This window comes from Kribbella sp. CA-293567 (assembly GCF_027627575.1).
Lineage (GTDB): Bacteria > Actinomycetota > Actinomycetes > Propionibacteriales > Kribbellaceae > Kribbella.
Window position 1 is genome coordinate 2,754,211 of the sequence record NZ_CP114065.1, and the last position, 13,921, is coordinate 2,768,131.

Sequence of the window (13,921 nt, forward strand, 5' to 3'; positions counted from 1 at the left end):
CCGAACGCCGCGTGGGGCAGGACGGGAATTGAGCCTGCCCCACCTCGCGGACGCGTCGCCGATGCGTGGATCCTCTAGTTGTGATGTCCAGGGAGGTTGGTCAGTCGGCTGATTGGTGGTTTGCCTCCGATGGCGGAGTGGGCTCGGTGGTGATTGTAGAAGTGGAGCCAGCCGGGTAGGGCTGTGTTGCGTTGGTTGGTTGAGTTGTAGAGCCGGGCGTAGGCCCAGCCGTCGGCCAGGGTGCGGTGGAAGCGTTCGATTTTGCCGTTGGTTTGTGGCCGGTAGGGCCGGGTGCGTTTCGGGGTGATGGCGAGTGCTGTGCAGGTGTCGTGCCAGGCGTGGGAGCGGTAGCAGGATCCGTTGTCGGACAGGACGCGTTCGACGGTGACGCCGTGGTGGGTGAACCAGGCGACGGCGCGTTGGAGTACTGCGGTGGCGGTGCTGGCTTTCTCGTTGGTGTGGATTTCGGCGTAGGCGAGGCGGGAGTGGTCGTCGATGACGGTGTGCACGAACGCGGTACCGATGTTGGGGTGGCCTTTGGCGGTGCGTCCGGTCCGTAGCGCGGTGCCGGCACGGTTTTTGTCGCCTTGTTGTTTGCCCAGGTAGCGCCAGCCGCCGCCGTCGGGAATGTTGGCGAATTTGGTGACATCGACATGGATCAGCGATCCGGGATAGTCGTGTTCGTAGCGGCGCAGGGGTTCGCCGGTGACCCGGTCGATCCGGGACAGCCGGTTGATTCGGCAGCGCACCAGTACTGCATGGACGGTGGAGGCGGGCAGGCCGAGGCGGCCGGCGATTTGTACCGGGCCGAGCCGGTGGCGCCACCGCAACCGCACGATCCGGCGTACCAGGTGTGGCGGGGTCTTGAAGGGGCTGCGGCGCGGGCGGGAGCTGCGGTCAGCCATCCCTGCAGGTCCTTCGGCGCGGTACCGCTGGGCCCATTTGCGCGCCGTTTTGGCTGCGACCATGAACATTTTCGCCGCCGCGGCACAGCTCCAGCCTTGATCGACGATCAGACGCGCGAGCCGTAGCCGGGTGCGGGGGGTCAAAGTCGCGTTAACGTGGGACACGAAGGCCTCCGGTGTGGTGAAGCGGTGAACTAGACAGCTCCACTTCACAACCGGAGGCCTTCACCTGTCACACCGACTCACCGCCGCAACACGGGACAACCTTCCTGGACATCACATCTAGCTGAGCAGCACTGCCTGAGTCAATGAAGTTGGCGGGTTCGCCGACCTACGGACGGCTGCTGTTCACAGCGCAACTGCACGTTGCTGCAACTTCGCCGATCTCCCTTGCCCGGCACTCCCACGGACCCCAAGCTGATCCGGCTGCCTACGTCCCGGGCGGCTGCACCTCGGGGTGCTGATGAGGGGGAGTTCTCGTGGTTGGTCGGTTCCGTCGCTTTGCCCTGCCCAAAATCGTGGCCATCGCGGTCGCGGTTGCTCTGCTGGTGGCGGGGCTGGTCAAGGTCACTCCACTCGCGTCGGCTGCCGGTACGCCGACGCTCACGGTGGCGGGTGTCGCGTTGGCGGGCTCGACGCAGCCGGCGACGTTCAAGGCTGATCTCACCGACGCGGCGGCGGCGACGGGTGAGGTGACGTGGCTGGTCGATGACAAGTTCGCGGCCAAGACGCCAACTCCACCCCATGGGTACTCGGCGACGTACACGGCCGGTCCGCACAAGCTGAAGGCACGGTGGGTCATCAACCCCACCACCGGCGCGACGGCCGAGACCTTCGCCAACTTCACGGTGGGATCTACGCCGACGCAGCCGACCTTGATGGCCGGCAGCGAGCCGCTGCAGGGCGCGACGGTCAACTCGCCGTTCCGGGCCGACCTGGCCGGTGTGCCGACGTCGATCCCAGGCGGGGTCACGTTCCTGCTCGACGGCGCTCTGGTCGTGAAGGACACCTCGTCGCCGTTCCAGGCCAACATCACCACCGGTGCCGGCTCGCATCAGGTCAAGGCGACCTGGGTCGATCCGTCGAATCAGCAGGCGAAGGAGGTTGTTGCCTCCGCCAACGTCCAGGACGGGCCGTTCCTGTCGTCGGGTGGCACGCCTTTGCACGCGGGCAAGGTCAACTCGCCGTTCACCGCGGTGTTGTCGAACCCGGTCGGCGTTTCCGGTGACGTGACCTGGCTGCTGGACGACAGCTATGTCGGTAAGAGCACGGCCCCGCCGCACCAGTTCACGGTGACGACGGCGAACGGTCAGCACAAGCTGAAGGCTCGCTGGGTGGTCAACTCCGGCACCGGTGCGACCAAGGACGTGACCGCGGTCTTCACGGTCGGAACGATGCCGGACTTCCGTCTTGCGCCGCCGGTCGACGAGGAGCCTGGTCCGGCGATCGAGAACCTGTGGGCGACGGCCGACAATCGCCGTACGCCGATCTCGGGCGTCTATGACTGGAGCAAGGCCGGTTTCGGTGGCGGTACGCCGTTGCCGGCGCCGTCGAACTACCGCAGTGACGCTGCCTGCAACCTGACGGCGGCCGTGGTGCAGTCGACGTACAACGTGATCCCGAACGACAACGTGGACGACACGAACGCGCTGCAGGCGGTCATCGATCACATTCGCACGGACTGCTCGCCGACCAGCCGGATCGACTCGATGGCCAAGGTGATGCTGCCCGCGGGCAAGATCAACCTGAGCAAGGAGTTGCACCTCGACGCCGACTACATGTTGCTGCGTGGCGCGGGCGTTGGTACCGGTGGTACGCAGCTGGTGTTCGCGCCGGATGCCAACACGCGGTACGACAAGGTCACCAAGGACGGTTCGCGCTGGGATCTCGACGCGATGACGTCGGGTGAGGCGAACGGCGGCTGGATCTGGCCGGGTCGCGGCATGATCCGGGTGCAGTCGCGGGCGGTCGCTCCGAAGTACGCCGAGCAGTTCGCGGCGGCGGCGCCGAACCGCAAGGACCTGTTCGAGGGCACGGTCAACGTGCACTGGACCAACGGTGCGCTGGTGGGTGGCAAGGCGGGCGACACCAACTACAGCGCTCGCAAGGGCGACAAGGTCATCCAGCTGGCTCCCGGTACGTCGTTCGACAACATCAAGGTCGGCGGCATGGTCAACGTGATGGCCGCCAACTCGAAGAAGTTCTACGACAGCATGCAGGCGACGCCGACGGAGTTTCCGTTGGAGAACCTGCACATGCGTCAGCAGCTGTTCATGGTGGTGTCGGGTGATCCGCTGGCCGCGACGATCACGCTGGACAAGCCGCTCGAGTACGACCTGCCGGTCAACTCGACGTCGGACGGTTCGGACCCGCTCAACGGCTCGGTGTTCCCGTCGAAGGTGTCGCCGATCCTCGACCCGGTCACCGGTGTCGGGATCGAGGACCTGTCCTTCACCCAGGTGATGCCCGGGCTGGACAAGGAATCGGCCAAGCACAACTACGGCAACATGGACCCGGCCGCGGCGATGCACGGCATCGTGCTCAAGTGGGTCAACAACTCCTGGGTCCGCAACGTGCACTCGGAGATGACCGGATCGCACCCGATCGTGACCGAGGCCGCGGCCAACATCTCGGTGATCGACAACCTGCTCGAAGGCTCGTGGAACAAGGGCAAGGGCGGCAACGGCTACTTCCGCGGCTCCCGGGTCTGGGATTCGGTGTACGCCGGGAACACCACGCGCGACCTGCGCCACTTCACGTTCCAGTGGTCGTCCAGCGGCAACGTCGCGATCGCGAACAGCTTCGACTCCGACCTCAACCTGCACGGTGGTTTCGAGCGGAACAACCTGTTCGAGCTGAACGAGGTCACTGTTCCCTACGAGCACAAGTCGGCCAACTGCCAGACCAACTGTGGTGGTGAGGGTGGCTCGGATCCGGACGATTCGGACTGGTACCCGATCTGGTGGGCGGCTGGGAAGAAGGCGGTCAAGTGGTCGGGCTCGTCGGGTGAGAACAACGTGTTCCACAACAACCATCTGCGCAAGCAGTTGGGTGACGAGACGCAGCAGTTCACCGACTACCAGCTGTACTCCGATCGCTCGAAGCTCTACCGATTCGGCTCCGACGGTGGCGAGTTCAAGCATCTGACCGCCGACGGGACGGCGATCAGCGACTGGGCGACGATGGAGGAGCGCGACTACACCGGCGGTAACGGTGTCGATGTCTCCAAGAGTGACGGCGCGCGGTCGATCTTCCTGAAGAGCATTTCGCAGAGCGGGTACGGCGGACCGAACCCGCAACCGTTGCGCCGTACGTGGGGCTGTTCGTGCTGGGACGGCCGCGGCATGGTCAACACGCGCCTGGCCGCTGATCCGGTCAACACCGCGACGGGGTCGTTGACTGAGTACTTCACCGATCTCGCGGTGGCAGGTCCGGGTCGCTCGCTGACTTCGACCAGGACTTACAACAGCCTCGACGAGCATGTCGGTTCGTTCGGGAAGGGCTGGACCTTCGGGTACGACGTGGCGCTCACCAAGAACGCGGACACCTCGATCGACATCCGCAACGGCACTGGCGGCGTCACGAAGTACACGAAGTCGGGCACTGCTTATGTCTCGCCTGACCCCGGTGTCACCGCCAAGCTGACCGACAAGTCCGGCGGCGGCTGGGTGCTGACCAACATCGCCGGCGACACGATGACCTTCAACGCGACCGGTCAGCTCGTCGCCGACCGCGACCCCCAGGGCCGTGGCGTGTCCCTGGCGTACTCCGGCGGCAAGCTCGCCACGATCACGGATGACCTCACGCAGACGTTCACGATCACCTGGAACGGCGCGCTGATCAGCAAGATCACGGCCTCGACGGGCGATGTCGCGGAGTACGGCTACACCGCCGGTCAGCTCACGTCGGTCAAGGGCATCGACGGCAAGACCACGACCTACGGCTACGACGCGACCGTCGGGTTCCTGAACAGCATCACCGACCCGACCGGCGCGGTCAGCGCACGGACGACGTACGACCCGGTCACCAAGCGGGCGATCTCGCAGATCGACGAGTCCGGCGGCACCTGGACGTTCAGCTGGGACGCGGCCTCCGAGACGGCGACGATTACTGACCCGGCGGGTGTGAAGACGCAAGACATCTACCAAGGCAATGTCCTGGTCTCCCATGTCGGCGGCGACGGACGGTCGGAAGACCTGTACTACGGGTCGAACAACCACGTCACGGCCTCTACCAGCCCTGGCCAGGAGCTGACCCGCAGCGAGTACGACACGCGCGGCAACCTGCTCAAGCAGTACCTGCCCACTGGGACGACGGACGCTGCGGGCGCTTTCGAGCAGTGGACCTACGACACCGGCAACCGCGTCACGTCGTACAAGGATGCTGCTGGCAACGAAACGAAGTACGAGTACGACGCGAGCGGCCAGCTGCTGAAGACGACGTTCCCTGACTTGTCGACCACGTCGCAGACCTACACGGCGCTCGGACAGGTTGCCACCAGCACCGATCAGCTCGGCAAGGTCACGACGTTCACCTACAACGCCAAGGGCGACCCGATCAAGGTCGTCAGCCCGGGCGGCGCAGTAGTCACGTCGACCTTCGACGCCAAGCACCGGCGCCTGTCGCAGACCAATCCGCTCGGCAACATCGCGGGCGCGACTCCTGCGGTCATCGAGCAGAACACCGAACACTGGACCTACGACCCCTTCGGCAACGTCCTCACCCACACCGACCAGCTCGACCGGGTGACGACAAAGACTTACGACGCGCTGGGCAGGCTGCTGACCGTCACGGACCGCGGCGGTGGTGTCGCGAAGTACGAATACGACGCGTCCGGTCAGGTCTCAAAGGTCACCGACCCCGAAGGGCGCGTGACGACGAGCGAGTACGACACCGCCGGTCGGCTGGTCACCAACACTGCTCCCGGTGGCGCGAAGACTATCAACATCTATGACGGCGTGACCGGCGAACTGGCCTCGACTGTCGGACCTGAGGGCAATGTCTCCGGCGCCGACGCGGCGACCCGGGAAAAGTACACGGCCCGGTTCACCTACGACGCCGAAGGCCAGCTGACCCACACTTTGGTGTCGGACCCAAATAGTCCGACTAAGAAACTGGCCACCGTTACGACCTATGACGACCAAGGTCGGCCGGTGAAGATCACCAACCCGGACATGAGCACGACCACTACCACGTACGACGTCCTAGGTCAGGTTCTGGAGACAACGGATCCGACCGGGGTGAAGGCATCCCAGACCTACGACAAACTTGGCCGGATTGTCACCAGCACGTCTGCAGGCGTCACGACAACGGCCACCTTCGACAAAGCAGGGCAGCAGACCCGAGTACGAAGCAAGTCAGGCCGCGCGAGCGTCACCGCGTACGACGACGATGGTCAGGTCGTGTCCACGACCGATCCTTTGGGGAAGACCACCTTCTACGAGTACGACGCCAATGGGCAGCAGATCAAGTCGATCGACCCGATAGGACGTGCTGTTGTCACCGCCTACGATCCGGTTGGACAGATAGCGTCGGTCACCGATCCGGCCGGCGGAAAGGCCGCCTACACCTATGACTCGCTCGGTCAGTTGAGCTCGGTCAAGACGGCGACCGGTGCATTAACCACTTATGAGTACGACAAGACGGGCAATCTCACCAAAACCACTACGCCTCGCAATGGCGCCTACGTCAACACCTACGACGCGGCCGGACGTCTAGCTGTCAATGTCACGCCTACCGGTCGTGAGACGCGGATGGCGTACACACCGTCGGGCGCGGTTGCCTCAACGACCTTGCCCGCGGGGTCGGTGTCGTTCACCTATGACAATCTCGGCCGTACGACGAAGGTCGACTACTCCGACAGCACCCCTGATGTCGTCTCGACTTACGACGCTGCAGGCCGTCCGAGGATCGTTACGGCTGGATCTGCATCTACCGCTTACAACTACGACAAGGCTGGACGAGTCACAGGTCTCACTCGTGGTGCTGCGGTCTTCACCTACGCGCGCGACGCTCAGGGCAGACTGTCCAAGCGGACCTATCCAGACGGTCGATCCCAAGCTTTCGCCTACGACACTGACGGGCTCGTCGCGGGCTCGACGCTCAGCGGTGGCTCGATCGCCGCAGCGATCGCGACGGCCTACACCTACGACGCGGCCGGTCACCTGAAGAAGACTGATGCGGGCGGCTTGACCAGCGACCGGACTTACGACGACGCCGGCCAACTCATCAAGATCGAGCATGGCCGCTCCGGCACCGCGCTCATGTCCCAAACGGTTGCCTACGACAACGCGGGCAGACCCACCAAGACCGACACGACCCGCGGGAGCACAGTCAAACGCAGCCTCTACGGCTACGACGCTGCCGGACAACTCACGAGCTTCTGTACGCCGTCGTCGGTCACCGTCACCTGTGATGGTGCACCTAGTACGCAGTACACCTACGACGCCAGCGGCAACCGCAAGACAACCACCGAGGCCACTCCGGGTCAGGCCGACGTAGTCACCACGACAGTCGTAGACGCCGACGACAGGGTCCAGACCGAGACCACCGGAACCAGCGTCACCACCAGTACCTACGACGGCAACGGCTACCTGAAGAACCGTGGCTCGCCGGCCGGCACAGAGGCATTCACCTACCGTCTCGACGGCAACCTCGCCCAGACGACCACCACCGCCGGCACCGTCATCGACTACACCTACGACGAAGCCGGCAACCGCCTCACCTCCAGCGCCGACGGCGCACTGCAGTCCAAGTGGACGTGGGACACCGTCGGCTCGCTCCCGATCCGCATCACCGAAGCCAACAGCGCCGGGACGACGACGCACCAATGGACAAATGACCCGGTCACGGCTCTCGGTGGCGCCTTCATCGACACGGTCGGCGCATCGCCCACCTGGCTACTGGGAGACTTCCAAGGCTCGATCACCGATACAGCCGGTACCAGCGCCGCGCTGACCGGCACTGCCGCTCTCGACCCCTTCGGGGAACAGATCGGCGTACCGACTGGTGACATGTCCGCCAATCCTCTGCGCTTTCACAGCCAGTACAAGGATGCCAAGACTGGTCTCTACGACATCCGCGCCCGCGACTACGACGCAAACCAAGGACGTTTTACCGGCCCAGATCCAGCTCCTGCCGACAGCAAGGCCGGCTTCAGCCAGAACTACGCCTATGGGTCCAATAATCCGCTGATTTTTGCCGACCCATCTGGTGCTTGCCCTTGGTGCGTCGTTGTTGGTGTCGGTGCTCTCGTCGGCGCGGCTGTCGGGGGTGCCGTCGAAGGTGTTAGTTCCTACCGCAGCAGCGGCGGCGACTGGGGCCAGACGTGGAAGGGAGTTGGTAAGGGCGCCCTCCAGGGAGGCCTCGCCGGAGCCGGAGGCGCCGCAGGTTTCCTTCTCGGCGGCCTCGGCGGCGCAGTCATCGGTGCAGGCCTCGGTAATGTCGCAGGTGGGTACGCCAACTCTCTCATCTACGGCACCTCGTATAGCTGGCATGATGCCGGCGCTGACTTCGGTGGTGGAGTCATCGGCGAGTTCGGGGGCCGTCTCACCGGCAAGCTCGCCGGCTATCTCTTCAAGAAGGCCAAAGCCAACGAGTGGATCTCCCACAACATAGTCGGCCCGGTGGCCAAGAAGCTGAGAGGATTGTTCAAGTGCGCGCCGCGCGAGCTGCCGGCGACCGCCACACAGTCACAGTCCTCCTACTCGCAACTTATGCACGCCTCAACACATGGTGTGCAGCCCTATAGGGTTCTCAAGAAGGTGACAGCTGGCCAAGGCGGAGCCATCGAGGCGCATCACCTGATTGAGCAGCGGTTTCTGGCTCAGATGGGCAAGAAACTGGGCACTAATACCAATGAATGGGCAACTGTCGTTCTTACCAGAGCAGAGCACCGGAAGTTCACGAATGCTTGGGCGGCGTTGATCCCGCGTGGCAAGGGCACGCGGACTGCGACAGTGGCCAGCATCGAGGCCGCCGCCAGCACGATCTATGCTAACTATCCGGAGTTCCTCAAGGCCTTGGGTCTGAAGTAGGACAGATGCGGAGAGATATCGTGGAATATGTATGGCTGGAACTGAAGCGGAATCGGGGAAACCCCTGGCCTGAGGCGTCACTGGGCCTCGATCCGATGTACGGGCCCGAAGGTTGGTGTCGCGGATGTGGTATTCCGCTGGTGCCGCAACAAGGGTCTTTGGTGTTATCGCGAACCGCTCGATCGAAGTTCGACGGCGCCTGGGTGCCCTATTGGAGGTACAACGAGCTTTGCGTAGACGAGCAACTGGCGCGCAGTATCGCTGAGGCTGGGCTCAATGTCGAACTTGTGCCCATCGAGTGGCGGGGCCCTGGTGGATCGCTAGCCTTCCAGATCAAGATGCCGGTTGCTCAAGGAGTTTGGTTTTCTCCTGCCGAGCTCACAACTCGAACGGTCGCCAAACATGGTTCAGCCGGGCAATCTTGTGATGACTGCGGAATCTTTCGCTGGTATCCACTGGATCGCGAAGAACTCCCGCAGGCAACTATTTCGGATGGCCTTGATGTGGATATCAGTGCATCGCCAGAATGGTTCGGTGACGGGCTCAACAGTTACCATGAATTCTTGGTAAGCCGAACTTTGGCGGACATGCTGGTGGCTGCTAGTCAGCGAGATTTTTATATCATCCAAGCAAAAATTGGCCTCAGAGGACGATGAACAAGGCTCGCGATGCCACTTCGGGGAAGCATTACCGGCCGCCAGTGGATGGTGGCGCGGGATTCCAGCAGGTGGGTTGAGCATGACGGGCCGGAGCGTTGGTCCGCATGTTCCGAATCCGGTGCAAGCGGGTGGATAGCGACTGAAGTTGAGTTGTGGTCGGCCACCAACGCGAGAATTGGCCTCTTTTCACCGTTTTTGGAGCAGTGGGAAGGGGCGGCGGCTCAACGGGCGAGGGCGCTCCGGTGTCGCCACCATCGAGCCAACCGGCGTACTTCATCACCAACTTGGCTACCTGAGCTGGATCGGCGTCAGACGGGATGATGACCACCCACGGGTGGTCCTCATCGTCGTCTTCGCCTTGGAATCGGTCTCGCCGCACCTCGCCGTGCAGCAGTTACGACGCGGCCGGCCGACTCGCCCAACGTGACTCCGACCGGTCGCGAGACCCGCATGGCCTACACACCATCCGGCGCAGTCGCCTCGACGACGCTGCCTGCCGGATCGGTGTCCTACACCTACGACAACCTCGGCCGCACCACCAAGGTCGACTACTCCGACAGCACCCCGGACGTCACCTCGACCTACGACGTAGCCGGCCGTCCGAAGACAGTCACCGCGGGAGCCGCTTCGACCGCGTACAACTACGACAAGGCCGGCCGAGTCACCGACCTCACCCGCGGCTCCGCGGCCTTCACCTACGCTCACGACCCCCAAGGACGGCTCGCCAAGCGAACCTACCCGGACGGCCGGTCCCAGGCGTTCACCTACGACGCCGACGGGCTCGTCGCAGGTTCGACCCTCAGCGGCGGTTCGATCGCCACACCGATCGCGACGGCCTACACCTACGACGCGGCCGGTCACCTGAAGAAGACCGACGCGGGTGGGCTGGTCACCGATCGCACCTACGACGACGCCGGCCAACTCACCAAGATCGAGCATGGCCGCTCCGGCACCGCGCTCATGTCCCAAACGGTTGCCTACGACAACGCGGGCAGACCCACCAAGACCGACACGACCCGCGGGAGCACAGTCAAACGCAGCCTCTACGGCTACGACGCTGCCGGACAACTCACGAGCTTCTGTACGCCGTCGTCGGTCACCGTCACCTGTGATGGTGCACCTAGTACGCAGTACACCTACGACGCCAGCGGCAACCGCAAGACAACCACCGAGGCCACTCCGGGTCAGGCCGACGTAGTCACCACGACAGTCGTAGACGCCGACGACAGGGTCCAGACCGAGACCACCGGAACCAGCGTCACCACCAGTACCTACGACGGCAACGGCTACCTGAAGAACCGTGGCTCGCCGGCCGGCACAGAGGCATTCACCTACCGTCTCGACGGCAACCTCGCCCAGACGACCACCACCGCCGGCACCGTCATCGACTACACCTACGACGAAGCCGGCAACCGCCTCACCTCCAGCGCCGACGGCGCACTGCAGTCCAAGTGGACGTGGGACACCGTCGGTTCCCTCCCGATCCGCATCACCGAAGCCAACAGCGCCGGGACGACCACGCACCGATGGGCCAACGACCCTGTCAGTGGCCTGGGCGGCGCCTTCATCGACACCGTCGGCACCACCCCGACCTGGCTCCTCGGCGACTACCAAGGCTCGATCACCGACACCACCAGCACCGGCACAGCCCTGACCGGCACTGCAACCTGGGACCCCATCGGCACCCCGATTGCGGCGCCCACCGGCGCCATGTCCACCAACCCCCTGCGCTTCCACAGCCAGTACCAGGACACCAAAACCAACCTGTACGACGTACGCCTCCGCGACTACGACGCAACCCAAGGCCGCTTCACCGGCCCTGACCCCGTCTCAGCCTCGCCACGCGACGGCTTCATCCAGAACTACTCGTACGGCTACAACAACCCCCTGAACTTCACAGACCCCTCCGGAGCCTGCTGGATCTGTGGCGCGGTCGGTGCAGTAGTCGGCGGCGTAGTCGGTGGAATCTCCGGCGGCGTCAGCGCCTACAAGGAGAGCGGCGGCGACTGGGGCGCAACGTGGGAAGGCGCAGGCAAGGGCGCAATCCAGGGTGCTCTGTCGGGAGGGGCCGCCGGCCTCTGCGCTGGCGGCGGGCTAGCAGCAATGGCTGTCTGCGCAGGCGCGGGCAACGCTGCTGGCGGCTACTTGAACTCCCTTATCTGGGGCGACGACTACTCCTGGGGCGACGCAGGCGAAGACTTCGCCTGGGGCTTCGGTGCCACCCTCACCCTCGGAGGGCTCGGCAAGGCGGGCAAGAATTTATTCAAGAACACGCGAGCGGCCCAAGCGAGCGCGAATTGGGTCAAAAAGAACATCAGGCCACACCTGCCTGCCCACCTCCGCGGACAATACCAGTGTCCGCCGGCTGAAACGCCGTCAGCAGGGCCTGCCCGGTTCATCACGACTGGGAAGGGCGTCACTATCGACCGCTCGTCGGTGGGCAAGAGAATCAGTGTGCAGCGGCAGGGGCGCCATGTTCTCGGCGCGAAGGAATACAAGAACGGCAGCTACTTCAACTCCGCCGATGACGCCCAGCGAGTCATTGATGCTTTCCACGATGGATCTGCCGAGGTTCTCGGGGTGAAGGGTGCTGATATAGTTGTGCGCGTGAACAGTGTCACCGGTTTCAATGTGAATCGACGGGCTGGCTTCCCCAAGCAGGCGACTCACGTATTTTTCATCAAAGGTATTAAGTCTCCGAGTGTCGTTCCGCACGACCCGAGTTGGAAGCCATGAGGCTACCAACTCCGGATGATCCGGCGGAATCCCCGGTTTGGGAGAATTATATTATAGCGCAAACTGTCGAGTCCTCGCGCGGGCAGATTCCGCTGCATGCGCTGGCCATGGGCGTGGAGGTCGACGGCAGGCGAATCGTACTGCGCTTTCAGTTGAGCGAGCTCGATGAGAGTGATTTGCTGGATATTAGTGAAATCGTCAGTGAAATGTCCGCGCTTGTCGGGGATGAGGTTGAGATTGCGGATATCAAGGAGGTTCTTGATCAGCGCTCGACCTCGCCTGACGATGGAATTTGTTGGATCTTTTTCTCGCGTGTGTGATCGTCAAAAAAACTGGCGCAGGCGCACGTCTCTACGACCAAGACGACCCCTCAACTACTCCGAGCTATCTGCTGCTTGGGTGGCTGCAGAAGTTGGCCTCCGAGCAGGAGCGACTGCTCGGTGGTTTGGTTAATGAGATGGAAATTCTTCGATTCACGGAACTCGAAGGCAAAATGTCAGCGGCGATCAAGAAAATCTTTTCGCGTCTGCCATCCATAATCGACCACTCCTCCGAATAATCTGAGGGCAGCGCATCGCAAACTTGGTCGGTGGTAGCCGGCCAGGCCTGCTACCCAACATCACTCGTCCCTTTCAGCCGCTTCGGAGCCGTCGAAGTGGCTGAGGCTCGGCGGGCGGCTGGGAATTACCCTGTACGCCGGGGAGCCAGCCGTCGTACCGCGTGACCAGCGGCTCCACCACAGCGACATCGGCGTCAGCCGGGATGAGGACCACCCACAGGTGGTCCTCATCGTCGTCTTCCCCTTGAAAGCGGTCTCGGCGCACCTCGCCATGCAGCAAGGCGGCGACTGGAGTGAGACCTGAGAAGGCGTCGGAAAGGGCGCGATTCAGGGCGGTCTTTCGGGAGGGGCCGGCCGGGCTCTGCGCCGGGGGCGGCATCTGGGCAATGGCCGCCTGCGCAGGCGGCGGCAACGCCGCCGGCGGCTACCTCAACTCCCTCATCTGGGATGAGGAAGACTCCTGGGCGACACAGGCAAAGACTTCGCCTGGGGCTTCGGCACCACCCTCACCATGGGCGGGCTCGGCAAGGCCGGCGGCACGATCTTCGAGAAGACGAAGGTCGTCCAATGGCTCGACAAGAACATCGTGCCGCACCTTCCCGCGAAGCTCCGCGGCCAGTACAAATGCCCACCGACCGAAAAGCCGACGGGCCAGGTCGCCACAGTCCAGGGCACGACGAACCGCGTACTCCCGAAATCTCATCCGATCGGCAAGAGCCTTGGAGCCGCTTCGCGAGCTGAGCAGATCGCTCGAAAGCTTAAGATGAATGCCTCCAGCCCCACGACGCGCCAGGTGCTGAACAGCCTCGACATGCCGGTCGAGGAATTCATCTCCAAGTATCGCCTGGCGTCGATCTGGGGACGATTGGGAAGCGAGGTCAGGGGTATGACTGTGGAAGAAGCGATCACGTCTTCCAAAATGGCGCGAAAGCTGCTGGTAGATGGGCGGTTCGCGCGAAAGTGAAATACGATGTCGACGGCAAAGATGAATCGGTCAAAATATTTCTCCGTGCGCTGGAAGTAAAG

General features: G+C 63.5%; 7 protein-coding genes. 6 read left to right on the top strand and 1 reads right to left on the bottom strand.

What is annotated here, in order from left to right:
- Positions 1–74: 74 nt before the first annotated feature.
- Entirely contained in the window at positions 75–1,070 is a 996-nt protein-coding gene (locus OX958_RS13260) for an IS481 family transposase (RefSeq protein WP_270133500.1), read from the bottom strand.
- Positions 1,071–1,384: 314 nt separating this feature from the next.
- Here OX958_RS13260 and OX958_RS13265 point away from each other — a divergent pair, with 314 nt between their 5' ends.
- The 6 genes from OX958_RS13265 to OX958_RS13290 all read left to right on the top strand — a co-directional run bounded on the left by OX958_RS13265 (position 1,385) and on the right by OX958_RS13290 (position 13,859).
- The gene (locus OX958_RS13265) at positions 1,385–8,941 is read left to right on the top strand and encodes an RHS repeat-associated core domain-containing protein (RefSeq protein WP_270137624.1); all 7,557 of its coding nucleotides are present in this window, start codon (positions 1,385–1,387) and stop codon (positions 8,939–8,941) included.
- 20 nt (positions 8,942–8,961) lie between these two features.
- Positions 8,962–9,597 (top strand): hypothetical protein, encoded by a 636-nt coding sequence (locus OX958_RS13270; RefSeq protein WP_270137625.1) that lies wholly within the window; start codon positions 8,962–8,964, stop codon positions 9,595–9,597.
- A 453-nt stretch (positions 9,598–10,050) separates the two neighbouring features.
- Complete coding sequence (locus tag OX958_RS13275; RefSeq protein ID WP_270137626.1) at positions 10,051–12,336, top strand: RHS repeat-associated core domain-containing protein; 2,286 nt, start codon at positions 10,051–10,053, stop codon at positions 12,334–12,336.
- The gene (locus tag OX958_RS13280; RefSeq protein WP_270137627.1) at positions 12,333–12,656 is read left to right on the top strand and encodes a hypothetical protein; all 324 of its coding nucleotides are present in this window, start codon (positions 12,333–12,335) and stop codon (positions 12,654–12,656) included. Before OX958_RS13275 ends, OX958_RS13280 begins: the two co-directional genes overlap by 4 nt.
- Entirely contained in the window at positions 12,653–12,895 is a 243-nt protein-coding gene (locus OX958_RS13285; RefSeq protein WP_270137628.1) for a hypothetical protein, read from the top strand. Before OX958_RS13280 ends, OX958_RS13285 begins: the two co-directional genes overlap by 4 nt.
- 511 nt (positions 12,896–13,406) lie before the next feature.
- The gene (locus tag OX958_RS13290) at positions 13,407–13,859 is read left to right on the top strand and encodes a hypothetical protein (protein ID WP_270137629.1); all 453 of its coding nucleotides are present in this window, start codon (positions 13,407–13,409) and stop codon (positions 13,857–13,859) included.
- The last annotated feature ends 62 nt before the right edge of the window (positions 13,860–13,921 follow it).